At 37.8% G+C, this 24,421-nt stretch carries 31 protein-coding genes and 1 pseudogene; 26 read left to right on the plus strand and 6 right to left on the minus strand.

From position 1 onward, the window contains the following. The coding region (locus J2S17_RS16830) for a hypothetical protein (RefSeq protein WP_307476839.1) at nucleotides 1-309 on the minus strand (309 nt) is incomplete at its 3' end. A gap of 170 nt (nucleotides 310-479) precedes the next feature. On the opposite strand from J2S17_RS16830, the gene J2S17_RS16835 reads away from it, so the two are divergent. From J2S17_RS16835 to J2S17_RS16845, 3 genes are all read left to right on the plus strand, one after another. Further along, on the plus strand, nucleotides 480-1,439 hold the full coding sequence (locus J2S17_RS16835; protein ID WP_307476840.1) for an NADP-dependent oxidoreductase: 960 nt from the start codon (nucleotides 480-482) through the stop codon (nucleotides 1,437-1,439). Nucleotides 1,440-1,704: 265 nt separating this feature from the next. Continuing rightward, complete coding sequence (locus tag J2S17_RS16840) at nucleotides 1,705-2,976, plus strand: histidine--tRNA ligase (RefSeq protein ID WP_307476842.1); 1,272 nt, start codon at nucleotides 1,705-1,707, stop codon at nucleotides 2,974-2,976. A gap of 21 nt (nucleotides 2,977-2,997) precedes the next feature. Next, the gene (locus tag J2S17_RS16845) at nucleotides 2,998-3,168 is read left to right on the plus strand and encodes a hypothetical protein (protein ID WP_307476844.1); all 171 of its coding nucleotides are present in this window, start codon (nucleotides 2,998-3,000) and stop codon (nucleotides 3,166-3,168) included. 304 nt (nucleotides 3,169-3,472) lie between these two features. Here the strand turns inward: J2S17_RS16845 and J2S17_RS16850 are convergent, their stop codons facing one another. Next, nucleotides 3,473-3,850 carry a hypothetical protein gene (locus J2S17_RS16850; protein WP_307476846.1) on the minus strand — a complete coding sequence of 126 codons (378 nt, stop codon included), beginning with the start codon at nucleotides 3,848-3,850 and terminating at the stop codon, nucleotides 3,473-3,475. Nucleotides 3,851-4,067: 217 nt separating this feature from the next. Between J2S17_RS16850 and J2S17_RS16855 the strand changes: the two genes are divergently transcribed. The 3 genes from J2S17_RS16855 (at nucleotide 4,068) to J2S17_RS16865 (ending at nucleotide 6,282) form a co-directional block, all read left to right on the plus strand. Continuing rightward, nucleotides 4,068-5,246, plus strand: a complete 1,179-nt coding sequence (locus J2S17_RS16855; RefSeq protein ID WP_307477074.1) for an MFS transporter — start codon at nucleotides 4,068-4,070, stop codon at nucleotides 5,244-5,246. Nucleotides 5,247-5,335: 89 nt separating this feature from the next. Continuing rightward, a complete protein-coding gene (locus J2S17_RS16860) occupies nucleotides 5,336-5,815 on the plus strand; it encodes a GNAT family N-acetyltransferase (protein ID WP_307476848.1) in 480 nt (159 codons plus the stop codon). Then, nucleotides 5,812-6,282: a GNAT family N-acetyltransferase gene (locus tag J2S17_RS16865; protein WP_307476850.1), complete on the plus strand. Its 471-nt coding sequence runs from the start codon at nucleotides 5,812-5,814 to the stop codon at nucleotides 6,280-6,282. Before J2S17_RS16860 ends, J2S17_RS16865 begins: the two co-directional genes overlap by 4 nt. A gap of 87 nt (nucleotides 6,283-6,369) precedes the next feature. On the opposite strand, the gene J2S17_RS16870 is transcribed toward J2S17_RS16865, so the two are convergent. After that, on the minus strand, nucleotides 6,370-6,810 hold the full coding sequence (locus J2S17_RS16870; protein WP_307476852.1) for an Lrp/AsnC family transcriptional regulator: 441 nt from the start codon (nucleotides 6,808-6,810) through the stop codon (nucleotides 6,370-6,372). Nucleotides 6,811-6,932: 122 nt separating this feature from the next. On the opposite strand from J2S17_RS16870, the gene J2S17_RS16875 reads away from it, so the two are divergent. From J2S17_RS16875 to J2S17_RS16885, 3 genes and pseudogenes are all read left to right on the plus strand, one after another. Further along, nucleotides 6,933-7,367 carry a carboxymuconolactone decarboxylase family protein gene (locus J2S17_RS16875; RefSeq protein ID WP_307476853.1) on the plus strand — a complete coding sequence of 145 codons (435 nt, stop codon included), beginning with the start codon at nucleotides 6,933-6,935 and terminating at the stop codon, nucleotides 7,365-7,367. Between the two features lie 99 nt (nucleotides 7,368-7,466). Further along, on the plus strand, nucleotides 7,467-8,678 hold the full coding sequence (locus tag J2S17_RS16880; RefSeq protein WP_307476854.1) for an MFS transporter: 1,212 nt from the start codon (nucleotides 7,467-7,469) through the stop codon (nucleotides 8,676-8,678). A gap of 110 nt (nucleotides 8,679-8,788) precedes the next feature. Then, a pseudogene (locus J2S17_RS16885) lies at nucleotides 8,789-9,828 on the plus strand (SDR family oxidoreductase). 74 nt (nucleotides 9,829-9,902) lie between these two features. Here J2S17_RS16885 and J2S17_RS16890 read toward each other — a convergent pair. Then, nucleotides 9,903-10,097 (minus strand): hypothetical protein, encoded by a 195-nt coding sequence (locus J2S17_RS16890; protein WP_307476856.1) that lies wholly within the window; start codon nucleotides 10,095-10,097, stop codon nucleotides 9,903-9,905. A 238-nt stretch (nucleotides 10,098-10,335) separates the two neighbouring features. Beyond that, the gene (locus J2S17_RS16895; RefSeq protein ID WP_307476858.1) at nucleotides 10,336-11,118 is read right to left on the minus strand and encodes an SDR family oxidoreductase; all 783 of its coding nucleotides are present in this window, start codon (nucleotides 11,116-11,118) and stop codon (nucleotides 10,336-10,338) included. Nucleotides 11,119-11,285: 167 nt separating this feature from the next. On the opposite strand from J2S17_RS16895, the gene J2S17_RS16900 reads away from it, so the two are divergent. From J2S17_RS16900 to cyoE, 8 genes are all read left to right on the plus strand, one after another. Further along, complete coding sequence (locus J2S17_RS16900) at nucleotides 11,286-11,897, plus strand: TetR/AcrR family transcriptional regulator (protein WP_307476860.1); 612 nt, start codon at nucleotides 11,286-11,288, stop codon at nucleotides 11,895-11,897. A gap of 386 nt (nucleotides 11,898-12,283) precedes the next feature. After that, entirely contained in the window at nucleotides 12,284-13,375 is a 1,092-nt protein-coding gene (locus tag J2S17_RS16905; RefSeq protein WP_307476862.1) for a threonine aldolase family protein, read from the plus strand. A gap of 71 nt (nucleotides 13,376-13,446) precedes the next feature. Beyond that, nucleotides 13,447-14,559 (plus strand): NAD(P)/FAD-dependent oxidoreductase, encoded by a 1,113-nt coding sequence (locus J2S17_RS16910; RefSeq protein ID WP_307476864.1) that lies wholly within the window; start codon nucleotides 13,447-13,449, stop codon nucleotides 14,557-14,559. Between the two features lie 116 nt (nucleotides 14,560-14,675). Beyond that, the gene (locus J2S17_RS16915; protein ID WP_307476866.1) at nucleotides 14,676-15,446 is read left to right on the plus strand and encodes an amidohydrolase family protein; all 771 of its coding nucleotides are present in this window, start codon (nucleotides 14,676-14,678) and stop codon (nucleotides 15,444-15,446) included. Nucleotides 15,447-15,664: 218 nt separating this feature from the next. After that, nucleotides 15,665-15,862: a hypothetical protein gene (locus J2S17_RS16920; RefSeq protein ID WP_307476868.1), complete on the plus strand. Its 198-nt coding sequence runs from the start codon at nucleotides 15,665-15,667 to the stop codon at nucleotides 15,860-15,862. A 103-nt stretch (nucleotides 15,863-15,965) separates the two neighbouring features. Continuing rightward, a complete protein-coding gene (locus tag J2S17_RS16925) occupies nucleotides 15,966-16,214 on the plus strand; it encodes a hypothetical protein (protein ID WP_307476870.1) in 249 nt (82 codons plus the stop codon). Nucleotides 16,215-16,288: 74 nt separating this feature from the next. After that, on the plus strand, nucleotides 16,289-16,936 hold the full coding sequence (catA, locus tag J2S17_RS16930; protein ID WP_307476871.1) for a type A chloramphenicol O-acetyltransferase: 648 nt from the start codon (nucleotides 16,289-16,291) through the stop codon (nucleotides 16,934-16,936). A 416-nt stretch (nucleotides 16,937-17,352) separates the two neighbouring features. Continuing rightward, a complete protein-coding gene (cyoE, locus tag J2S17_RS16935) occupies nucleotides 17,353-18,282 on the plus strand; it encodes a heme o synthase (RefSeq protein ID WP_307476873.1) in 930 nt (309 codons plus the stop codon). Nucleotides 18,283-18,304: 22 nt separating this feature from the next. On the opposite strand, the gene J2S17_RS16940 is transcribed toward cyoE, so the two are convergent. After that, nucleotides 18,305-18,916 (minus strand): TetR/AcrR family transcriptional regulator, encoded by a 612-nt coding sequence (locus J2S17_RS16940; RefSeq protein WP_307476875.1) that lies wholly within the window; start codon nucleotides 18,914-18,916, stop codon nucleotides 18,305-18,307. Between the two features lie 167 nt (nucleotides 18,917-19,083). Between J2S17_RS16940 and J2S17_RS16945 the strand changes: the two genes are divergently transcribed. From J2S17_RS16945 to J2S17_RS16985, 9 genes are all read left to right on the plus strand, one after another. Then, nucleotides 19,084-19,845, plus strand: coding sequence for an SDR family oxidoreductase (locus J2S17_RS16945; protein WP_307476879.1), 762 nt, complete (start codon nucleotides 19,084-19,086; stop codon nucleotides 19,843-19,845). Between the two features lie 220 nt (nucleotides 19,846-20,065). Continuing rightward, complete coding sequence (locus tag J2S17_RS16950) at nucleotides 20,066-20,785, plus strand: ABC transporter ATP-binding protein (RefSeq protein WP_307476881.1); 720 nt, start codon at nucleotides 20,066-20,068, stop codon at nucleotides 20,783-20,785. After that, a complete protein-coding gene (locus J2S17_RS16955; protein ID WP_307476883.1) occupies nucleotides 20,782-21,498 on the plus strand; it encodes an ABC transporter permease in 717 nt (238 codons plus the stop codon). Before J2S17_RS16950 ends, J2S17_RS16955 begins: the two co-directional genes overlap by 4 nt. 28 nt (nucleotides 21,499-21,526) lie before the next feature. Further along, the gene (locus J2S17_RS16960) at nucleotides 21,527-22,363 is read left to right on the plus strand and encodes a MerR family transcriptional regulator (RefSeq protein WP_307476886.1); all 837 of its coding nucleotides are present in this window, start codon (nucleotides 21,527-21,529) and stop codon (nucleotides 22,361-22,363) included. 23 nt (nucleotides 22,364-22,386) lie between these two features. Beyond that, nucleotides 22,387-22,950 (plus strand): GrpB family protein, encoded by a 564-nt coding sequence (locus J2S17_RS16965; RefSeq protein WP_307476887.1) that lies wholly within the window; start codon nucleotides 22,387-22,389, stop codon nucleotides 22,948-22,950. Continuing rightward, complete coding sequence (locus J2S17_RS16970) at nucleotides 22,940-23,338, plus strand: hypothetical protein (protein WP_307476889.1); 399 nt, start codon at nucleotides 22,940-22,942, stop codon at nucleotides 23,336-23,338. Before J2S17_RS16965 ends, J2S17_RS16970 begins: the two co-directional genes overlap by 11 nt. Before the next feature lie 48 nt (nucleotides 23,339-23,386). Continuing rightward, nucleotides 23,387-23,542, plus strand: coding sequence for a hypothetical protein (locus J2S17_RS16975; protein ID WP_307476891.1), 156 nt, complete (start codon nucleotides 23,387-23,389; stop codon nucleotides 23,540-23,542). A 155-nt stretch (nucleotides 23,543-23,697) separates the two neighbouring features. Beyond that, nucleotides 23,698-24,048: a methyltransferase domain-containing protein gene (locus J2S17_RS16980; RefSeq protein WP_307476893.1), complete on the plus strand. Its 351-nt coding sequence runs from the start codon at nucleotides 23,698-23,700 to the stop codon at nucleotides 24,046-24,048. A 56-nt stretch (nucleotides 24,049-24,104) separates the two neighbouring features. Beyond that, nucleotides 24,105-24,317 (plus strand): hypothetical protein, encoded by a 213-nt coding sequence (locus J2S17_RS16985; RefSeq protein ID WP_307476894.1) that lies wholly within the window; start codon nucleotides 24,105-24,107, stop codon nucleotides 24,315-24,317. Nucleotides 24,318-24,421 lie beyond the last annotated feature (104 nt).

The raw sequence follows: 24,421 nt of genomic DNA on the forward strand, positions 1-24,421 counted from the left end.
AATCGAAAGAGAAAGTAGAAAAAACACAATAATAATCCCCAACCCACCCAAAAATCGAAAGAGAAAGTAGAAAAAACACAATAATAATCCCCAACTCATTCCCAAATCAAAAGCGAAGGTAGAAAAAACATGATAATAATCCCCAACCCACCCAAAAATCGAAAGAGAAAGTAGAAAAAACACAATAATAATCCCCAACCCACCCAAAAATCGAAAGAGAAAGTAGAAAAAACACAATAATAATCCCCAACCCACCCAAAAATCAAAAGAGAAAGTAGAAAAAACATAATAATCCCCAACCCACCCCAAATCAATAGAGTAAGTAGAATAAACGTTTCTAAAGCACCTAAATGCCATATCATTACATCTAGTTGACGAAAAAAATATCTAAAGGTTCCGAACCTAAGTGTAAAAATTATGATATACGTCGATACTTTGATAAGCTTTTTATAAATTAATATCAGCTAAGGAGGTCACAGATGATCGGTTTTGGAATTAAACAATATGGAGATGAACAACAAATAAAAGAGATACATGTACCTGCTGAAAAGTTAGGGCCGGATGATCTTTTAATTTCGATAAAAGCAACTGGTGTGAACCCTGTGGATTGGAAGGTTCGCAAAGGGCTTCTGCGGGAGGACTTTCCTTACCAATTGCCGCTCATCCTTGGCTGGGATGGGGCAGGCACTGTAAAAGAAACAGGGGAAGACGTTAAAAGTTTTCTAGTCGGGGATGATGTGTTTTTTCGCCCTGAAATGGAGAAGCAGGGGACATATGCTGACGAAATAGTTGTACCGGCAAGTTTGGTGGCACCTATGCCGAAAAATGTTACTCATATTGAGGCTGCATCACTTCCGCTAGTAGGGCTTACAGTGTGGCAAGCTCTAGTAGAAATCGGTAATGTTAAAGAAGGAGACAACGTGCTAATCCTGGCAGGCAGCGGTGGTATTGGCACTTTTGCTATTCAATTAGCGAAAGCGAGAGGTGCTTACGTTGCAACTACTACAAGCAAGAAAAATGAAGCTTTTGTTAGAGAGCTTGGTGCAGACGAAGTTTTATTATATGATGGTGAATCATTCGATACAATGACTCCCTTTAACTTTATGCTGGATACCTTAGGAGGAGATGCATACGGACAAGCGTTAAGGTGGATGCAGCGAGGAGCGCAAGTTGCTACTATTATAAGTGAACGCGATGCAGCTAAACCTGAATATGCTCAGATATTAGAAAAAGAAAAACAATTAAATGTAGAATTTGTTTTTACTCGACCGGATGGAGAAAACATGAACCATATTCGTGAGCTGGTAGAGTCAGGGTATATTCGTCCAATCATCGCATCAGTTTACCCTTTGACCGTTGAAGGTGTAAGAAAGGCGCATCTTGCTAGTCAAACGGGGAGGACTCGGGGTAAAATCGTTTTAAACAGGAAGGGCATATAAATCATTTTTCTGAAAATAATTGCAAATCCGCTGCGGATATGTTAAATTATGAAAAATTAGAGGTGGAAAACATGCGAACAAACCTGAATTCGATACAAAATCTACATCATCATATCAAGTAGTCTTGCTATCCGATTTTAATAATCGTTATAGGAAGGCTATTTCTCATCAAACCGCATTGATTAAGTGAACAACTTATATCGATTGCGGTTTTTTTATATTCAAAATTTCGGAGCGCAAGTACGAAAAAGAGGAGGAAAAGAAAATGAAGAAAATGGATTATCAAAATGTGAAAGGTACGCAGGATTATTTGCCAGAGGAAGAGGTCATTCGCAGGAAAGTAAGAAGGGAATTAGAGGACGTATTTATACTATATGGCTGCAAACCTTTGGAAACACCAATATTGAACTACACGGAACTGCTTGCAAGCAAATATGGTGGAGGTGCAGAAATATTGGAGGAAATGTACACCTTATCAGACCGCGGTGAAAGGCAGCTTGCTCTCCGATATGATCTGACAATACCTTTTGCAAAAGTGGTAGCAATGAACCCATCCATAAAGCTGCCATTTAAAAGATATGAAATGGGGAAAGTATTTAGGGATGGACCAATTAAAGCGGGGAGATTCCGTGAATTCACTCAATGTGATGTGGATATCGCTGGTGTTGATTCACAAGTGGCAGAAGCAGAATTAATGATGATGGCGCTGGATGCATTTAAAAGACTGAATCTCCAGGTTGTCATTCAATATAATAATAGAAAAATGTTAGCAGGAATGTTGAAGCTGTTTGGAGTATCTGTTGAAAAAATAAATAAAGTGATATTAATTTTGGATAAGTTAGAAAAGGTAGGTGCAGAAGCTGTAGTGAAAGAGCTCTCAAATGAACACTTATCACCTAAAACTGTACAACAGATCCAACAATTTTTGAACGAAGCCAATATAAGTTATCTCGAATCATTTGCAGATCGGGAGGAGGGGCTTAAGGAAGGATTAGATGAGCTAAAAGAGTTACAAGGTTATTTAACGTATTTAGGAATAGAGGGAAATTGCGAGTTTAATCCATTCTTAGCAAGAGGATTAGAAATCTACACAGGCACTATTTACGAGGTTTTCCTAGCTAACCAATCCATCAAATCAAGTATTGGAAGTGGTGGCCGCTATGACCAAGCAATCGGTGGATTGATGGGGACAAATGAAAACATATCCACTATCGGCATATCATTTGGGTTAGATGTAATTTATACAGCCATAAGGTTATCAACAGATGAAAAAGAGAAAGGCTCTAATGTAGATTACTATATCATTCCTATGACAAAGAAAAAAGAGGCGCTGCTTGTAGCGAAATCACTCAGAGACAAAGGCTATTCAGTTGAAGTGGAGCTAGGTAATAAGAAGGTGGGCAAGGCCTTGGATAAAGCTAACAAAGAAAACATCCAGAATGTCATTATTATTGGAGAGAATGAGGTTGAAAAGAACGAGTATAAAATAAAAGATATGGTTACAGGGGAAGAAAAAGCAGAACCATTTTCTTTTTGATTTATAAAAGGTCATCTTGTAATGGATAGGGAATTGGATATTGAAAATGGAAGTGGGATATTCATTGGTTTCATAGCAATAATATTAGGTTTTGCCGTTTATATAGATAAAAACCGCAAGAAAAATAACAACAATAATCCCGCGCACCCTCACACCAACCCTCACGCTAAACCCGGAGATGATGGGGGATAATAAATATACTAATGGTCAGTAGAAAAACCAAGGAATAGACTAACTATTCCTTGGTTTTTCTATGTATAAGCTTTGGTTGTAATGTTAATTTACTTATCTTCCTTTAGCTAGAAAATCTTCATTTTTAGAAATAATTACTTTGAAAAATTCTTTGGTGCTTATTTACATAATTAAGTTTTAATTTACCCTTATGAGCTATTTTTCCAAACCTGATTGTGTAACATTAAAAGGAGATACAGAGAGTAAAAGTATTTATGACTTATCCATACTCCTAGATTATTGCCACATTCTCTATAAGGTGGTTTTATTTTTCAAACGGATTATCATATCGGTGATAGCTATTTCCACTTGAGAGGATATCGTTTGTTTCACCTTCTATAACAACAAATTTGCGGAATTCTTCTCCGAAAAAATAGACTTGGCGCTCAGGCTCAATAGTGGTTTTGTCACTTGGTGAGCTTGAATGACCGTTTTCAATCGTGTTTACTTGAAAAATAGATTTAATATCTTCGAGCTCCTTATAAGAAATCATTTCTCTCATACTAGAAGCCGCATTTTTATATTCTTTATAAATGCTTTGATCCATATTCTCATAATAATTAATAGCATTCACAAATGGTTTATGATCATTATTCGGATAGTCTGCTGTTAAAGCTAATGTTGGTGTTGCAAGTATTATCATAAAAAACATAAATAATGAAAAACTTGAGGCTTTTATCTTGTCACCTCATTTTTTATGTTAGTTTTTGCAAAAAAAAATCAATGTATTCAAAAAAAAATGAATATATAATTCTAAATATATTGAATTTAGCATCATATATTTGTACACTGATCTTTAAATAGGAAAAAGGAGGAATGAAAAAATTAATCTTCTACTAAAAAATCGGTAATTTCTATTTATTTGGATTGGTAATACTATATCTGAATTAGGCGGTGCCTTTGGTACCTTTTGCAATTCGGTGCTCATTTATCAAATGACAGGGTCAACTATTGCTTTAGGCAGTATGTGGCTGCTTTACTTTATCCCATCGCTAGTATTGCAGTTAGTTATCGGACCATTCATTGATAAATGGAGCAGGAAGTGGACAATGATTCTTGCTCAATGGGTGAGGGCACTCACTTTCACACTGCCGCTCGTATTTTTATTGATTGGAGACATTTCCCCACTGCATATTTTCGTAGTCCAAGTTATTATTGGACTGGTTACTCCAATTTACACGCCTGCTAATCAGGCGATTACTCCTGCCATTGTTTCGAAAGCTCAACTTAGTCAAGCAAATGCATATATTGATGGAACAGTTAGGCTAATGACATTCTTAGCTCCTATTCTAGGCGGCTTTGTTGTTGAGTATATTGGCGTGAAGCCTACGCTTATACTGATTGTTTTCTTACTTCTATTAAGTGGATGTTTATTGTTGTTCGTGAAAGAACCGCAGCGGACAAGAGATACAAGAAGTACATGGGCGACACAATTTTTACAAGGCATCTCTTTCTTTTTTAAACAGCGTGTGGTTGTATGGCTAGGGGTGTTTTTGGCTTTTGTCCAATTCGGTGTAGGAGTGACAATGGTCATTACATTACCCTATATTACGAATGAATTGGCAGGAAGCTTTGCTGATTATGGCCTTTTTATGGCCAGCTTTCCGCTTGGCTATGTGATCGGGTCAATCTTGATCGTAAAAATGAAGTATGATGAGAGAAAAAGGCTGGTCATGTTAGGTTCTTTAGTTATTGGGGGACTTACTTTTATTTTCTTAGGGGTTAATCATAGTTTGGTATTTGCGCTTTTCACTGAAATGATAGCCGGTATCGCAATGGCGGTCTTCAGTATTCGCAATATTACGATTTTTCAACAAGCTGTACCGAATGAGATGATGGGAAAGGTGTCATCTGTCCGGCTTTTCATTATTAGGGGGACCATGCCTTTAGGCGTGTTAACGGGTGGGTTCTTTGGTGATGTAATCGGGGTTCGTGAACTATATTTATTTATCGGGTTAATCATATGTACGGTGGCATTATTTGGGCTTTTGCATCCTTATTTTAAGTTTCTGGACCAATGGAAAGGCTCAACACCTTAGTCCAATTTACGAAAAAATAAAATTGAATATTGTGTTTTTTAAAACAAAATGATAATATGAGAACAAACGTTCCTTTCGGAGGATGAATCATGCACCTTAGTTTTTATAAACCACACTATTTTGCAGCAGTAAATAATTATCATTTAACCGAAGAGCAACTTCGATTTACTGGTACACCGAATGATGCTATTTTAAAATCAAATGAAGGCTCAGACCGGTATCCAATCTTAGCTGTGGAGGAAGAAAAGCTCGTTACTTTTTTTGTCTTACATAGGAGAGAAGGAGTAAAGCCATATTCCAATAACAATTGTGCTATTTTAATTCGTGCATTTTCAACGGATTCACATGAACAAGGTAAAGGGTATGCGACCAAATCTTTAAAGCTGCTGCCGGCGTTTATTATGGAGCATTTTCTGGATATCAATGAAATCGTTCTAGCAGTGAATGTGAAGAATACGGCTGCACAGGCATTATATGAAAAATGCGGCTATATCGATGAAGGCGTACGTGTAATGGGGAGCAAGGGCGAATTGATTGTCATGAGCTATCATTTTAGGGGGGAAATATGAATCTACGATTAGTGAGGCCGGAAGATTACTATGAAATTTCACGATTGATTAATGATTGGTGGGGTGGCAGGAAGATGTCTGATATGCTGCCAAAGTTATTTTTTGATCATTTCAATGATACAAGTTATATTGTGGAGAAAGATGAAGTAATCATCGGCTTTTTAATAGGATTCGTTTCTCAAACAAAGCCGAATGAAGCATATATTCATTTTGTTGGGGTTCATCCTGAGTACAGAAAAAATCAAGTTGGAAAAAAGCTATATCATACATTCTTCGAAAATGTAAAAAGACGGAGTGTGAAGATTGTTCGAGCGGTCACATCTCCAGTCAATAAAACCTCCATCGCCTATCATACTAGAATGGGTTTTGAAGTCGAACAAGGTGATAGAACGGCAGATGGAGTGTCTGTTTTCTCCAATTATGACGGCCTAGGGCAGGACCGGGTGCTATTTTTGAAAATACTATAAAATCATTTTATTAAATCCTGTCTTGTACCGGATTTTTTAATCGTTTGGCAGATTGGATAAAGATATCCAGTCGGTTCCAATAATCTCTTACTCCTTGCGAAAACTCAATTCTGTTGGCACTTCTGAAAAAATAAAGTGAGTGACAGTATGTGCGTATGGATTGACGTGATCAATGAACTTTTCCGCTTCAGCAAATGTTTCAAATTGCATTTTAAGTATAAAGCATGCTTTTCCGGCGATGCGGTAACAGTGTTCAACATTTGGTAATGACTTGATGTAATTCTTAAATGATGTATAATTGCTATCCTTTATTGTAGCTTCTACGACGCATCGGATAGGTAATCCTAATTTTTCATAATCGACTTTTATTGTGTATTTTTTAATGATGCCAAATGACTCCATTTGTTTTACTCGTTCAGATACAGATGGTGAAGACATACCGATTCGCCTGCCGAGTTCACTCATCGATAGGCGGCTATTGTTTTGCAATTCATTAATGATCTTTCTATCAACTTCATCTATTTTCATATTTAAAGTTTCAACTCCTTATATGTAAAATGATTAAATTATTAAATGATTTTACATTTCAAATCTAATGTAACACTCGATTATTACCTTTTATAATTTAATATAACAAGGAGGTAATATCAATGGCAAGGATCACGGAATCGAATGTAGGTCTCACACCGTTCCAGAGGCTTTTGGGACATAATATTGAAGTAATGGAAGGGTGGACACACTTAGGTGAGGTGTTAGAAAAAGATGGGCTGCTTTCTTCGGAGCTTAAGGAGCAGGTGAGGAGAACATTAGCGCAAAGCAATGGGTGTGAGTATTGTAAAGCTAAAGGAAAACCAGAACATGAAAAATTTGATGAAAAAATATCGTTAGCAGTAGGATTTGCTGAAGTTTTTTTAAAACAAAAGGGGGATCTGCCAGATTCAGCCTTCAATATTTCGAGAGGCTGTTTTAGTGAAAGTGAAATGAGTGAACTATGTGCGTTCATTGCCTTCACTACAGCCTCGCAATATTATGGGGCAATGATGAAATTGGAACCTGGGAAGAAAATAGAAAGAGCCTACACCTAAAGATGTAGGCTTTTTCAATCCTTTGAACGTACCTTGTGTTTGTTCAAGCCAATAAAATTAAATGGATAAACATACATTGGTAAGGGACAAGGGGAAGTTATGGGGAAATTCAAACAATTGTTAGCAGCAAATCTAGTGTCAATGGTTGGAACAGGTATTTCAAGTTATTTAATCATTTGGTTATTAATTGATCAATTAAGGCAATCCGTTCTGTATGGTTATTTAACAATTTTCGTTATGATTCTGCTTATTGTGTTAGCGCCATATTTAGGAAGTCTCATTGACCATCATTCTAGAAAATTAATCTTTTATTATCTGGAGCTTTCGGGTGCTATTTTGTTAGTTGCATTTATTGCTTTATATTCTTTGGATATTAAATCTATACAGATTCTATTACTCACTATGTTGATCATTTATCAACATTTATATGATTCGATTAAGTATCCAATATTGGCCGCTTTAACCCAGGAAATGTTTAAAAAGGAACAATATAATAAAGTGAATAGTAGTCTGGAAGTTCAAGGACAAACAGCAGCTATGGTCAGTACTGCGATCGCGGCGTTCTCCGTGGGAACCATTTCTATTTATATCATTATAATCATAAATATTGTTACCCACCTGACATCAGCCTTTTTAATTTTCACTATGCCGCATGATACAAAAAATGTTCATCAAGTCAAAAAGGAAAAATCTCACTTCATCCATGATTTCATGGAAAGTATGAATTATTTAAGGGAGCTGCCTCTATTCATATCCATCATTCTCATGGTAAGTTTTTCTCCAGCGATTGCTGTCATTGTGATGAACTATATTGAACCTATATTTGTTTATCATTATTTAAATGGTGGCCCTGAGATCATAGGTGCGGCTAATCTTCTTTATGCAGTCGGTGCAATAGTTGGCGGCGTTGTTTCACTATTTTTTTCTAAGAGGTTGACCCCAGCGAAAGCATTATTCACGTTTATGCTGATATTTACGGTAGCGACGGTTGCTGTATTCGTTGTTCCGTCATTTATGATGCTTTTTGTGGCTAGTACGTTATGGGGAGTAAGCAATGCAGCATCCCGCATTTTTAGAAAAGACTTCATGCTTAATCATATAGATAATCGCTATATGGGAAGGGTGAATACCAGCTTTAATTCGCTTAAATTACTCGTTCAATCCATTCTGATTTTTATTATTACATCGATTTTTGTGAGTAATGATCAAATTTTATCTAGCTATTTGACGTTAGTTATCTTGACGTTAGTGTCTTCAATCGTATTAATAATTGGCAGTTTAACTGAAAGGAATCTTATAAAGGTAACATAAATGGTGCATTTTTTTAAAAAGGGAAATATAACCCATAACCTTTTACGATGAAAAATCGTTTTAAAAATGAAAGGAAGTTCACATACTGAAAAAATGAATGGGGGAAAAATATGAAGGTTCTTCTTTTAGGCGGTACGCGTTTTTTAGGAAAAGCTTTGGCAGCAGAAGGATTGAAAAGAGGCCACGAGATTACCTTATTTAATCGGGGTACAAATAAAGATGCCTTTTCTGAGGTGGAACAGTTAATTGGAAATAGAGACAGTGACGTATCCATGCTGGAAAATCGAAAATGGGATGTTGTAATGGATACATGCGGATTTGCTCCTCATCAAATCAAAAAAATAGCTGCTGTATCAAGGGTCATATCGAACATTATACTTATATCTCAAGCATCTCTGTTTATAAAGATTGGACTTCTCCTAATATAACTGAAGACTATCATTTACAATCGATGCCGCCTGGGAAGTTGAAAGACATCGAGAACGGATCGATATCTCCTTACGAATATTATGGCGCCTTGAAAGTACTATGCGAAGAAGAAGCAGAGAAGCATTGGCCAGGGCGTGTTTTGCATGTAAGAGCTGGTCAGCTTGTTGGCCCGTTTGATTATACGGATCGACTCACGTTTTGGGTTCAGAGAATAGCACAAGGCGGTAAGGTATTGGTGCCGGGACCTTCAAATCGCCCTGTTCAATTGATTGACGTACATGATATTGCGACATGGGTGTTCAATATGGCAGAAAACAGAATCGGAGGCACGTTCAATGTAACAGGCCCGAATCATCAGTTGCCAATAGAAGAACTATTAAACACTTGTAAGAAAATCACACATAGCGATAGCGAATTAGTGTGGATAGAGGAACAATTTCTACTAAAGCATAAAGTTCAGCCATGGACGGAAATGCCTTTATGGATACCTGAGCACTTCCCATTAGAAGGGGAAAAAGAACCGTGGAAAGGAGCATTTTCCATCAATATCGAAAAAGCTGTTAACGCTGGTCTTACATTCCAGCCCCTTGAAGATACAATCAATGACATCTATCAATGGGAACAACCAAGACAGAATACAGACTGGAAGGCAGGGATATCAAGGGAAAGAGAGCAGAAGCTATTGGAGGCTTGGTATCTTAAAGAGAAAAAGGAGAAGTAAATACTACAAAAAAGAGCTGCCATTAAACAAACAGCAACTCTTTTTTGCACGTTTTCTTTATGTGAAACATTAATTTAAACATAAAAAATGATATAAACAGCCAAAGCCACCACAGCTAGTGCGATAATCACCACATAAATTAAAGTTAGATTTCTGTTATTTCTTTTTGCGGAACTTCTGTAATTCTCATCTCCTTTTCCTGTTTCCTTGAGTGTTAAGACGATTGATATAATCAAAATAACGATAATTGCTGCATATAAAATTCCCATGCTACACCTCTTATATTTCACTAGTTACTATTATTATAGGGTAAGTACAAAGATAATTCAGCATAAACACTGGTGAAAAGTTAGTCATATAGATGGCAAAAATAATGATGGAACGTCGATTGTGGATCATTGGGTGTTGGTAATCAAAATGAGGAGGGATATTTGGGTATATAGATAAGGACGTACGGATTTGATCACGCACGTCCATTATACTTTTTAGTTAATAAAGTCTTGTTGGTTAGTATTTATAAGATTGACCGCCATCAATCGGAATCACCACAGCGTTGATAAAATCCGCTTGATTAGATAATAGGAACGCTACTAAGTGGCCTACTTCTTCCGGTTTACCGAAACGCTTCATTGGATTCACGCTGACAAATTCCTTGCCTGCTTCTTCCCAATTATCCCCACCGATTTGCTTAAGTGATGCTTCAACCATAGGTGTCATGATTGCTCCAGGGGCAATGGCTTTAACACTTACTCCAAATTGACCATATTCGATAGCAGAGTTTCGTGTTAAACCAACAACACCATGTTTACTCGCAGCATATCCTGATTGATTGCCAACTCCACGGATTCCTCCAACAGAAGCTGTATTCACAATTGAACCGAAGCCTTGTCTCTTCATCTCTTTTAATACGTATTTCATGCCGAAGAAAACACCATTCAAGTTCACGCTGACTACACGGTTAAATTCGTCAATGCCGAAGTCTTCTGTTAGATTTTGTTTTCCTTCAATACCTGCATTATTAAAGAAACCATCGATTTTGCCAAATTGATCAATTGTAAATTGAACGTATTTTTTTACCCCTTCTTCATCTGCCACATTTGCTTGTACCAATTCAACCACAGCATTTGGATCTGCAGCTAGAATTACTGCTTTGCTTTCTTCTAACGCATCATTGTTCAAGTCAACCAGGACCAGCTTTGCCCCTTCTTTTGCGACTTCCAATGCTGCAGCTCTTCCTAGACCAGAGCCTCCACCAGTTATAATAACAACCTTTTCTTCAAAACGTTTCATTTAAATTTACCCCTTTACGATAGGATGTGATAAAATTTTTCTAACTTCTGAATTTAGTGTAAACGTATACAAAATCTCCATCAATCAGTAAAAAACTTGAGTATGTCGATAAAATCAACATTTTTTTAGATTTTGTTGAGTTTTTTGATTTTAGGAGGAGAAATCAAATGACCGATCAGCCAAATAAATCAACAAAGCAGAACGAAAGAACAAAGTCCCATTTGAAAAAAGCCTTCATTTCCTTAGTAGATGAGAAGGGCTACAGTCATGTATCAGTCACTGATATCATAAAAAGAGCCGAGTACAATCGAACAACGTTTTATTTGCATTATCGTGATAAACAAGACCTGACCGAGGAACTTCGACAAGAGATGTTTGATGCCATTAAGAATGCGAGCATTAATCGATATGTAAAAGGCAAAAACATTCATATCACGAATATGGGGCCGCAATCCTTTGAATTGATGCATTTTATATATAAGAATCAGGACTTCTTTAATCTATACTTGAAAAATGATACAATCCCTGGTCTATACAAGGATCTGCCTCAGGCCATATATGAAGTGCTGGAGGAAAGCTTCATTCTTACGGCTGTAAATAAGAGTGATATTAACTACTCAGCCCATAAGCTCTACATGGCAAATGGAACAGCCGGCCTCATTCTGGAATGGATCAAGAATGGGTATCGAATGACAGCAGATGAGATGTCCATGCAGTTAATCCATATCCTTCAATCCTTTGCAAAGGATTTTTCAATTGTGAGTAAACATCGTTCATAGTGTACGATTGTTACTAGGAAAATATGTAAGGGAAGGTTTAGTAAAGAGGGAGACCTCTTTTTTTTTTGGCTCTTTTCTAAAAGATTGTTGTTTTTTCATACGTTTTGATAAAACAAACCATTGATAACAAAACTGATTGGAACGGGTGTGCGAGACCCCGCAGAGCATAGCGAAGAAGAGGCTCACCGACCACCCTGCGGAAAGCGAGCACCTGGAGAGGAAATCAACCACTGTTGTGAAAACCAGGTATACGAAAACAGCCTTTTTTTGACAAAATGGAATAATGTATAACGCATCAGAAGTATCGGAATATATGATATAATCAGTAAGAATATTCAGATATATATAGATGTGTGCGATTTCAAAATGACAGGAGTAATGAAACGATGAATCACTCTGATTTATTAAAAAGTACATACAACCAATCCAATTATTATTTGGCTAATCACGGTAAGCGAAATATCAATATATTAAAGGAAGCTTTTGAAACGGTCGATGACGATATGCAAAGTGATATGTATGGGGAAGGACAGATAATTGAAGCTTTTCAAGATAAAATCGCGTCGTTTTTGGGAAAAGAAAAGGCGGTTTTCTTTCCCAGCGGTACGATGGCACAGCAAATCGCTTTGCGAATTTGGTGTGATGAGAAAGGCTTGAGAGAGGTTGCTTATCATCCGTTAAGCCATCTAGAGATTCACGAGGAGGATGGTTTGAAGGAAATACATCAGATCGAACCGACTTTGCTTGCGGATAAAGATCGTGTGATCGAATTAAGCGATATTATCGATATGAAGGAAGGCATTGCATGCGTATTGTTGGAGTTGCCGCAGCGTGAGATCGGCGGGCAATTGCCAAGCTATGAAACACTTACGCAAATTTCCATTTATTGTCGAGCTAATGACATTAAACTGCACCTTGATGGAGCAAGATTACTAGAAGTGCTTCCATATTACAAGAAGACAGCAGCCGAGGTTAGCGCTCTGTTTGATAGCGTCTATGTTTCCTTTTACAAAGGAATTGGCGGAATAGCAGGTGCCATTCTTGCAGGAGATGAAACATTTATCGATCAATCAAAGGTTTGGAAACGTCGCCATGGCGGTGATTTAATCAGTCTGTATCCATACATTATTACAGCAGATTATTACTTTGAGATGAGAAAAAATAAAATGGAACAATACTTTGAAGAAGCAAAGGAACTGGCTGCGTTTTTTAATGCTTGTCATGGAGTTTCAACATTGCCAACTGTTCCTGTTTCCAACATGTTTCATGTCCATTTTTCATACCCTAAAGAGAAAATGGTGGCTGTTTTGGCAAATGTACACAAGCAGACGGAGACAGGCATAACTGCGAATTTGAAGGAAATCGATGATACAAGCTGTTTCTTTGAGCTGAGCTTGGGTGATCAGTATGGGGATGTTCCGAAAAAGCAAATAGATAAGGTATTTAAGCTGCTTAATGAATACTTAGTGAAGCATTGAGTGGTTAAATAGACGTTTGACAGACTCGCCCCCATATATGGGGCATTTTTCGACGGGGAGGAATGGAACCAATGAAGGCAATCATTATTGGATCTGGAATTGTAGGATCAAGCACGGCTTATCATCTTGCGAGAAAGGGGATTGAAGTGGTCGTGGTAGATAAGGCGCATCAGGGCCAAGCGACTGCTGCAGGAGCTGGAATTGTCTGTCCTTGGATATCTAGTGTTGAGAATGAAGACTGGTATACGATTGCTAGAAGGGGTGCTTTGTATTATCCCAAGCTGGTAGCTGCACTTAAAGAGGATGGGGAGGAAGAGTTAGGTTATAAAATGGTCGGTGCAATCGCAGTCAGCAAAGATAATCAGGAACTGGATGCGTTAGAGCGGAAGGCTTTACTGCGTGCAAAAGACACACCTGAGGTTGGCGAGGTTAGCCGTTTATCCGCAGAAGAAGCGCGCAAGCTTTTTCCACCTCTAGAGGAAGAACTGAAAGCTATATACGTTTCCGGCGGCGCCAGAGTGGACGGAAGATCATTGCGGGATGCCATGCAAAGGGCAGGGAAAAAGCATGGCGTCATTCGTTATGAAGGTGAAGCAAGACCTGTCGTCTCAGATGGGAAGGTTACCGGAGTTGAAGTGGATGGTGAGTCAATTTCCGCGGATAAGGTCATTGTGACAGCGGGAGCGTGGACGAAGGAATTGCTGGCGCCTTTAGGTATAGATATTCATATTGAGCCTCAGCGTGGTCAGATCGTTCATTTTTCATTGCAGGATGTCGATACAAGTCACTGGCCAGTGGTCATACCTCAAAATAGCTATTATATGCTAGCTTTTGATGATTCAAGAGTAGTGGTAGGTGCAACAAGAGAGAGCGGCACGGGCTTTGATTATCGATTGACTGCGAGCGGTGTGAAAGAGGTTATTGAAGCAGGGCTTGATATAGCACCAGGTCTTGCTGACAGTACTTTGCATGAGATGCGGATTGGGTTTAGGCCAGCTGGTCCTGATGTTTTGCCGTTGCTAGGTACTGTGGAAAGTGTGGAAAACTTAGTCATCTCAACTGGATTAGGTCCATCGGGAATTACAATGGGGCCTTATGTAGGAGCGTTGGCAGGAGAAATTGCTTTAGAGAATGAGATAGATATTGAATTATCGCCATATGATCCATTGAGGAAACAGGTATAAATACTAAAGGAAGAAACCAGCAGGAATCTTCCTTTTTGATCATCGTGATAAGTTTTTATTATCATATTTCATAATGATTATCGAATGTATTTATATATGAAAGACTCGTATCATTAATGGTAAAGGAGAGGATTCATATCAAAGTATTTGACGCTCATTTACATATCATTGATCAGGGGTTTCCACTCATACCCAACCAAGGCTATTTGCCTGATTACTTTTCTTGTGAGGATTATCAAAATAGAGTGAAAGATTTAGAGGTTGCGGGAGGTGCGATTGTATCTGGCTCCTTCCAAGGTTTTGATCAAACCTATTTAAGGGAAGCATTAAGCAAGCTTGGCAGAAAATTTGTTGGTGTTGCTCAGCTTCCGCATGACACATCTGATGATGAAATTTTGAGACTCCATCAAATAGGCGTAAGAGCTATTAGGTTTAATGTGAAACGTGGGGGATCAGAGAATATTTCTCGATTGGATTATTTTGCACGAAGGGTTCATGAAATGGTGGGTTGGCATACTGAACTATATATCGATTCTAAGCAATTGCCTGATGTTGCAACTACGATTAGAACACTTCCAGCCGTATCTATTGATCATTTAGGGCTTTCGAAACAGGGGTTTAAAGAACTTTTATCATTAGTGGAAAAAGGAGTAAGAGTAAAAGCAACAGGATTTGGAAGAATCGATTTTGATCCTAGTGAGGCATTAATTGAAATTTATTCAGTTCATCCTGACGCTCTTATGTTCGGAACTGATTTGCCATCCACAAGAGCGAAGCGACCTTACCATTCTTCAGATATAGACATAGTGATAGACGCTTTAGGCAAAGAGAAAGCAGAGAAGGTATTATATAAGAATGCAATGAAGTGGTATATGGCAGAAAAATAGGAACGATATGAGTTTCTAAATGAATACTGACCAATACCAGCGAATGAAGACTATTTAGTCAATCATATTAAAGTATCATTCATCATTATCTATAGTTCATTTACTAAAGACTTACATGACAATGATACGGGAATAGCTGCCATTCATCCCCCGCCCCTTATGAAAACATCCAAGCTATTCTAGAGCTGAAAGATATACTTCAGGTGAATGTAGACCTTGTGAACATAAAGGAAACAACATCCGTGTTAAAAACCAAAATATTTAAAAATGGCGAAGTACTCTATTCTCATAATGATTTTCTGCTTGCAAGGCAAAGGCAGCTTGGTATGGAAGGAAAGGTCAGGATAAATGAGGAATTATTGAATAAAAGGATACAAGATGAAGTTATAATTAATTCATATGATAGAATATTATAAACAATGCATCCTGGAAACGTATGATTATCAGCTTAAGAATCTACATGATCATTTGAAAAAGACATATATCATTTAAAATATTCAGCTGTAATCCCAAGCCTCAGTGGATTTGGCAAGATATATGATTAGTGAAAAGCAACGCCGATTGCCAAAAGAAGATAGAGATATCTTTCAGGTATTACAGAATTTGACCATTATAGATCCAAAAATCGCCCGTGATTTAAAGCAAGTGAAGGGTTTGGTCATTTTTCGAAAAGTAGTAGAACAGGTTGACAAGCTCGAAAGTTTGAATGCAATCAGGCAAATCATCGAAGATCACTTAGATCATTTCTCGATTTTTATAAACGTATAGGAGTGATTCGTTTTGAAGATAGCAGTGGATCACGCCTCCTAAAAAATATTCATATTATTAGGAGGCGTACGAAAATGGAATTTAAATTAATTAATAAAAGTCAATGGGTCAGGAAAGAGTATTTTGAATATTATTTGAACCAAGAAACAACCTTTAGTATGACAAGTGAGATTGATATTACGAAATTACGTTCACAGCTAAAGGAAAAAGAATATAAATTCTATCCAGCATTATTGTATATGCTTACGGAAGTAATCAACAGCCATGAAGAATTTAGAACTTGTTTTAATGAAGCAGGGGATTTGGGCTATTGGACAGAGATGATTCCAAGCTATACTGTGTTTAATCAGGAGTATAAAACCTTCGCAAGTATATGGACTGAGGGTTCTGGGACTTTCAAAACCTTTCATCATAAAGCTAAAGAGGATATGAATAAATACAATGATAGTAAAGAGTTGTTTCCAAAAAGGCCGGTTCCATCATATTCCTTTCCAGTATCGATGATTCCGTGGACAGATTTTTCAGGATTCAACTTAAATATCATGAACCATGAAAACTATTTACTCCCCATTATTACTGCAGGACAATTTAGGAAAAAAGGTCAACGTCTATATCTGCCTTTATCTTTACAAATGCATCACGCCGTTTGTGATGGCTACCATGCAAGCTTGTTTATTAATGAGCTGAGACAGCTCTCACTTGATTGTGAAGATTGGCTCTAAAAGAAACAGAAAAGAATCTGGACTTATGTCCAGGTTCTTTTCTGCATCTGCCCTCCGTGTCATTCAGAACCGCCTTCTGAAACCCCCGAATACCTATTGTTCAATTAGGAAAAGAGAACTTATATCATACATGCCGTGCAATTTTTCGAAATGGTTCTAGTAAAATAAGGCCTACATTATTATAATGGAATGAGTTGCCTTTTTTTGCGTGAGCAGCTTATTGTAAATGAGCAAATAGCTTAGGGTGAAAAATAAGATTCAATCCTTTTTTTATTGTGGTTTTTGAAAAGAGGATGATAGTATTGCATGTCACATATTTGAATAAATTGTGAAAGGTTCACAATTAGAGATAAAATCCGATATAAAGTGTTACAATATAGTAGAAATTTAAAAAGGAAGGGAAAGTTCCTTGTGTTATGGACAATGGTATCAGCATGAATAATTCAGTACAGCAAGAACGTCGACCTGTTTCTAAGATATTAGCTGCAACAGTAAAGACAGGGATTATCAAATCTAATCTTATCCCTATGTTTGCAGGATTGACGCTCGCTTTATATACGTATGATATCGGTATTTTTGATAAAATATCTGAAATCATCTTTGCATTTATTGGTTCCATTTTAATCATCGGCTCTGCAGGTGCCTTTAATAATCTTTATGACCGTGACATTGATGCGATTATGAATCGTACAAAGACCAGGCCAACTGTAACAGGAGAAATTTCAACTCGAGTTGCATTAACGCTTGCTATTGTCATGGGGATTTTAGGGATTGCTGCTCTTGCAATGACAACGCCGCTTGCTGCGTTGTTAGGGTTTTTAGGGTGGTTTTTTTATGTCGTCCCATATACGATGTGGACGAAAAGACGGACAATCTACAATACAGAGGTAGGAAGTATTTCCGGTGCGATGCCGCCATTAATTGGCTGGGCTGCGATCCATCCGGATATTACTCATCCAGCTGTTCTCGGTCTCTTTGTTATTCAAGTTATTTGGCAAATGCCTCACTTCTATGCCATCGCTATTCGGAAGCATGATGATTATAAAGCGGCAAATGTCCCGATGCTTCCAGTTGTTAAAGGAGTAAGAAGAACGTATATTCAAACGAATGTATATCTTGTCCTGCTCATTTTAACAAGCTTTTTATTCTGGCCGCTAAGTCCCGGCCTTACGCTTGTTGCCTTGCTTTTAAGTATCGCATGGCTGGTATTAAGCGTTTATGGTTATAAAAAAATGGAGCCGCAAAAATGGGCGAATGCCTTATTTTTCTTCTCTCTCATTCATATGATGGTACTCTTTTCAACCGTCATCATCTATTCATTGATGGGTATTATTTTTACCTTATAACGCTTCTGCTAATGCAGTAGCGTTATTTTTTTAATTCGTCATTATTCACTCGTTTAATATTAATGGATGCCCGGTTAGAAGTATAAGAAAGAATCGCAATGAGCTGCTCAGTCATATGTGATGGTGTATAGATGAATCCGCCTTTGACCCATTCGACAATTAATCCAAAAAGAGCATAAACATTGTAACTGGTCAGAAGGTTGGCATTGATTTGCTCATCGATATGTTCCATGCTTATTTCATGAACAGAGAGCTGTGTTAATACATGAATGATGCGATCTTGAAATCCGGGGAGAACATTTGAATTAACGATAATCGTATAAAAATCGGAATACTCATTGACGTGCTCAAATATCTTTACAGTTGTGGTAGAAAGATCTTTAATGCTGAATTGATCAGTGAAGAGATAAGGCTCTCTATAGGCCGTAATCAAATCTTCCATCACATCATCAATTAGCTCATCAAGCAATTCTTCCTTCGTTTGAAAATGTTTATAAAATGTTCCACGGTTTAAATCGGCCTTCGAAACAAGGTCGGTAATCGTTATTTTCTTGAAATCCTTTTCACTCATTAAAGAGATTAAGGCTTCCTTTAGAACTTTCTTAGATTTGCTGATTCTGCGATCCTTTTTCATGAATAAAACACGTCCTAAATGTCTATTATTTATTAGAAATTGCACATATTTAAACAAATTATCTATTAGTGAACAGATTGCAAAGGATTTGCATATTGTTACTCAAATTATAGAAGATTAAACTTAAATAGTACAAATGATATATTCTAATAAAGGGGATGTTGAAGATGAAATTACAAGATAAAGTAGCAGTCGTAACAGGTGCTGCATCAGGCATGGGGAAAGCCATCGCAGAATTATATGCAAAAGAAGGCGCAAAAGTAATTGTTGCTGACTTAAACATAGAAGGTGCAGAACAAGTTGCAGAATGCATCAAGGGTGAAGGCGGAACTGCAAAGGCAGTGAAAGTAAACGTCGCTAAGCTTGAAGATATTGAAGCAATGATTGATACAGCTGTAAGCGAATATGGAACATTAGATATTCTTGTTAATAACGCTGGCATCATGGATGCTTTTGAACCAGTCGGTGATATTACAGATGAAAAGTGGGACCTTATTTTTGATATCAATACAAAAGGGGTAATGCGTGCGACGCGCAAAGCATTGCCTATTTTCTTAGAAAAAGGTAAAGGCGTTATTGTAAATACTGCTTCAACAGGCGGATTAAATGGAGCACATGCGGGAGCAGCATACGGGGCATCTAAGCATGCGGTAGTCGGACTGACAAAAAACACTGGCTTCATGTATGCTAAAGAAGGCATTCGCTGCAATGCAATTGCACCAGGCGGAGTAGCAACTAATATTGGGTCAGCTTTGAAAAACATCAATCAATTCGGAGCAAGCCGTACCCAATTGGCTCAAGCAGTTATGCCGCGTACAGGTACATCAGAAGAAATCGCGCAAGTTGCGCTTTTCCTTGCATCTGACGAATCAAGCTTTGTTAATGGAACAGTGATTACTGCAGATGCTGGCTGGACAGCAGCATTTTAATCAACATCGTTTTTTGAGCACCTTCTCCTTTTTGGAAAAGGTGCTTTTTATTTCTTAAATTATACTACTGGCCAATAAACGCTCTTGAAGTGACTAAAAAAAGAATAAAAGTGACTAATACACTTCCAATAGAAATTAGTAATAGCTATTTCCCCATTGACTCTCCCCTTAGAGGAGCTTTTACACTGTTAAAGTTCGACTAAAAAAGGGGGAATGTGAAATGAAATATGCAATTGAAGTTTCTGGTTTGACTAAAACCTTTGGCGCAACGACGGCAGTTCAACATTTGAGCCTTCGTGTCAAAAAGGGCAGCATTTTTGGTCTTCTCGGTCATAATGGTGCAGGCAAATCCACCACAATCGATTGCATCCTTGGCACGCAGAAACCAAGTCAGGGTGCTATAAAAATACTGGGCATGGACCCCAGCAAAGATAGGAAGCAGCTTTTTCAGAACGTGGGCGTGCAGTTTCAGGAGAGTGCTTTTCAAAAGGGGCTGAAGGTGAAGGAAATCTGTGAAATTACACACTCGCTTTACAAAAACCCGCTTGATTGGAAAGAAAAGCTTGAGATGTTCGGTCTATCACATCGTCTGAAAGTAAAGGTGTCCGAGTTATCAGGTGGAGAAAGGCAAAAGCTTTGTATTCTGTTAGCGATGATGGGACAGCCAGATGTGATCTTTCTTGATGAGCTGACAACAGGACTTGATCCGTTGGCGAGAAGAGAGGTCTGGAGCACACTGCAAAACCTGAAGGATCTGGGCGTAACCATTTTCTTGACTTCGCATTTTATGGACGAGGTCGAAAATCTTTGTGATGAAATTCTCGTTTTAAAAAATGGACAAACATTAATTTCTGGTACAGTACCTGAAGTGATTGCATACAGCGGCGGAAAAAACATGGACGATGCATTTATCAAATTGATTGAGGGGGAATTTGAATGAACACATTTTGGTTACTATATAAAGCAGAAATTAAACTTTCCTTCCGGGAAATGTCTTCGGTCATCTTTGGATTGATTCTTCCTGCGGGCTTGATGGCTTTGATGGGACTATTTGCAAACAATAACGAAGAACTGAATCTCTCTTTTGCGGCGATTGCTACAATTGGTCTATGTGCAACCGGACTGATGAGCCTTCCGTTGTCACTCTCATCGTACAGGGAGCAAAAGGTGCTAAAGCGGTATAAAGTTACACCGATTAGTCCGATGAATCTGCTTTTTGCCCATGTGAGCTATTGTTTTTCTTTAAGCATTTTTTCTATGACGATGGTTTATGCAGTTGCAAGATTCGGTTTTGGGATGACGCTCATCGGCTCTCCATGGAAATTCACCGCTGGTTATTTACTTGTCATGGTAGCGATTCATAGCGTCGGCCTTATGATCGCCAGTCTTTCTCCAAGTGAAAAAACGACCGGAGCTATCAGCAGCGCACTTTACTTTCCAATGTTTCTGCTTTCAGGTGCGACGATTCCATTTGAAATCATGCCCAACTTTTTGCAAGCAATCGTAAAGGTTTTACCACTGACCCATGGTATCGAATTACTAAAGGGTATCTCGCTCGATCAATTATCAAATCTCACATTCAGCATCTCTTTACTCGCTCTCACCACTATGATCGGCCTCTTCATTTCAATAAAATTCTTTAAATGGGAATAAATAAAGGGAGCAGGACACTGCTTCCTTTATGAAAGGAGAATCATCTATGTATTCAATTGGTATTTTTTCAAAAATGAACAGAGTGACTGTAAAGACATTGCGTTATTACGATAAAATGGGAATTTTAAAGCCTGCCCATATAGATTCTGAAACAGGTTATCGCTATTATTCTTCCGCTCAGATTGTGATATTGCATGAAGTAATGGGGCTAAGGCAAATGGAGTTTACAATCGCAGAAGTTAAGCATGCACTAGAAACCAAATCTGCCCATCAAATGATTGAACAGAAAAAGATAGAGCTGCTAAATGACCTTTCCAAAATCAAGCAGAGCCTTGCTCAAGCAGATTATTATCTGACAAAAAAAGAAAAAGCTCCTCAAGTGTTTATCAAAAGCCTTCCTAAGGTAATCGTTGCCTCTACAAGATGTGTTATCCCTGATTATGATGGGTTATTTGAAGTCGTCCCTAAAATGGGGGAGAAGATGCTAGTAGCGGGCTGTGAGGTTGATCCAATCGAATATTGCTTCCAAATGATTCATGATGGCAATTATAAGGAAGAAAATATGGATGTAGAGATTTGTGAAGCGGTGACAGAGCTAAAGGAAAGCAGCGGTAGCTTGATCTTTAAAGTGATAGAGGAAGTGCCTCTTGCAGCTTGCCTTCTCCATCGAGGTCCATATAATTCGATTGGTGAAACCTATGCATCCCTATTTGACTGGCTTAACCACAACCCTTATGAACTTGCAGACACACCAAGAGAAGCAGTGATTGATGGAATCTGGAATCAGCAAGACCCAGGAGATTGGTTAACTGAAGTACAGTTTCCGATAAAAGAGAGTGAATCATTTGGTAAAATAGTACAGTAGACCATCAAAGAGGAGGTTAATGTATGATTACCAATCTATCGGGAATTACCATTCAGTCTTACAATCCACAGTGGGAAGAGACTTTTCATGAATTAAAAACCATAATTAAAGCTCACATAACCGAAGAGATTCTGACGATAGAGCATGTTGGCAGCACATCGGTTCGTGGCTTAGGAGCGAAACCGATCATTGATTTAGATGTTGTGATAGAAGAGCGAAGCAAGCTGGAAAATGTAATCCAAGGGCTAGAAAAACTTGGCTATATTCATCAAGGAGATTTTGGAATCAAGGGAAGAGAAGCTTTTGCGCGGCAGGATGATAAAGTCCCTTGGACAGGTCAAAAAATTTGGCAGGCACATCATTTGTACGTTGTAACAATAGATAATGAAGAGCTGAAGAGACATCTGCAATTCCGCAACTACTTAAGAAATTACCCCGAAGCTGTACAAGAATATGAGCTATTAAAAATTTATTTAGCCAAAACTTGTCAAACCCGAGAAGCATATACAGAAGCGAAGTCTGCGTTTATACTAAATATTTTACAACTTGCGAGAGAAGAATTAAGAGAGAATAATCATGAACTTTGACAAAAGTGAGACTTGGTTTGGTGGATATTATGAACTTTCAATCGAATTTTATCCAACTGGAGATAACGAAAGGATTAATCAAGCTTTAACAGCTCTTTGCTCCAACTCCCACTTAAACGGATTATGGATGGAGAAGACCTTTCATCAGAAGGATATGATTGTGCCACCCATCTTAATAGAAGATAATAGTGTGCAGCAATTTTACGTTATCCTCACCACTGCAGGAGGAATCAAAGTTCCTGGCATGATTAGTATCATAAGAATATCTGGAGAATCTGACTGGTTAGATTTATCTATTCCATTGAGGGTTTTAGAATTGATTTATCCAGTAAAATATCCACTTTTAGTAGAGTTGAATCCATGGCTAAAGGAAATTCATGACCTTTAAATTTTTTTAGCGGATTTTCTCTATGCTAACGCACCATTTGATTTTGCTATGATTGGAGAAGAAATTTCCGGTTATATAAGTAAAAACAATCTAACTGTTGAAATCGTTGAAGATATCCTCTGTTTACTTCCCGCCCCATTATGTGATGCTTTAGGGGTTATAAAAAAGGGAAGAAAGCTATCTAATCATTTATCTGTTTTTTGAAAAAATTATGGTAAAATAGATATAAATAGAGTAAAAGGATGGGATTCATATGAAAAACGCAAATAACAATCAAATCAAAGTAACGGAAGAAAAGATTGCCAACTAGTGAGTTGAATTATGAATGCTCACCATAGTGGCAAATAGAGGAGCGTTCTATGTTAAATAAACAAGGTTTTAATTTATGGGCAAATAACTATGATTATACAGTGCAATTAAGCGAAGAGGGTCAATCCTATCCTTTTGCAGGTTATAAAGACATTTTAAATAAAGTGTTTAATGAAGCAATGCAGCAACATCCATCGACCATATTAGATATTGGATTTGGCACGGGGGTGTTAACAAGCAAATTATATGAAAGTGGTCATACAATCGACGGGATAGATTTTTCCTCGGAGATGATTGCTTTGGCTCAGAAGAAAATGCCCAAAGCCAATTTAATAGAGTGGGATATTTCTATGGGTGTATCTGATGAAATCAAGGGTAAACGGTATGACAGGAAATCATAAGTACTTATGCATTACATCATTTATCAGATGAAGAAAAGATTCCTTTTATTGAAAATTTGCTAGCTCTTCTAACAGATCAGGGGAAAGTCATCATTGGTGATATTGCCTTTCAAACAAGGGCAGATCTTGAAGCGTGTAAACAAAAAAGTATAGACGATTGGGATCACGCTGAGTTTTACTTTGTATTTGAAGAAATTCAACCGGTTTTAGAAAAAGCATGCCAATGTGTGTCCTATTTCGCATTGCGGCGGGGTACTATTGATTTCTAAACAATGAAGGCAGAACAGCACGGCATCAAAGCCAATTTGAACCGTGCTTTTTATCTTTTATAAAAATTACTTATGGAAAAATATAAAAAAATCAACATTTACTT

Source organism: Cytobacillus purgationiresistens (genome assembly GCF_030813235.1).
Classification (GTDB): domain Bacteria; phylum Bacillota; class Bacilli; order Bacillales; family Cytobacillaceae; genus Cytobacillus; species Cytobacillus purgationiresistens.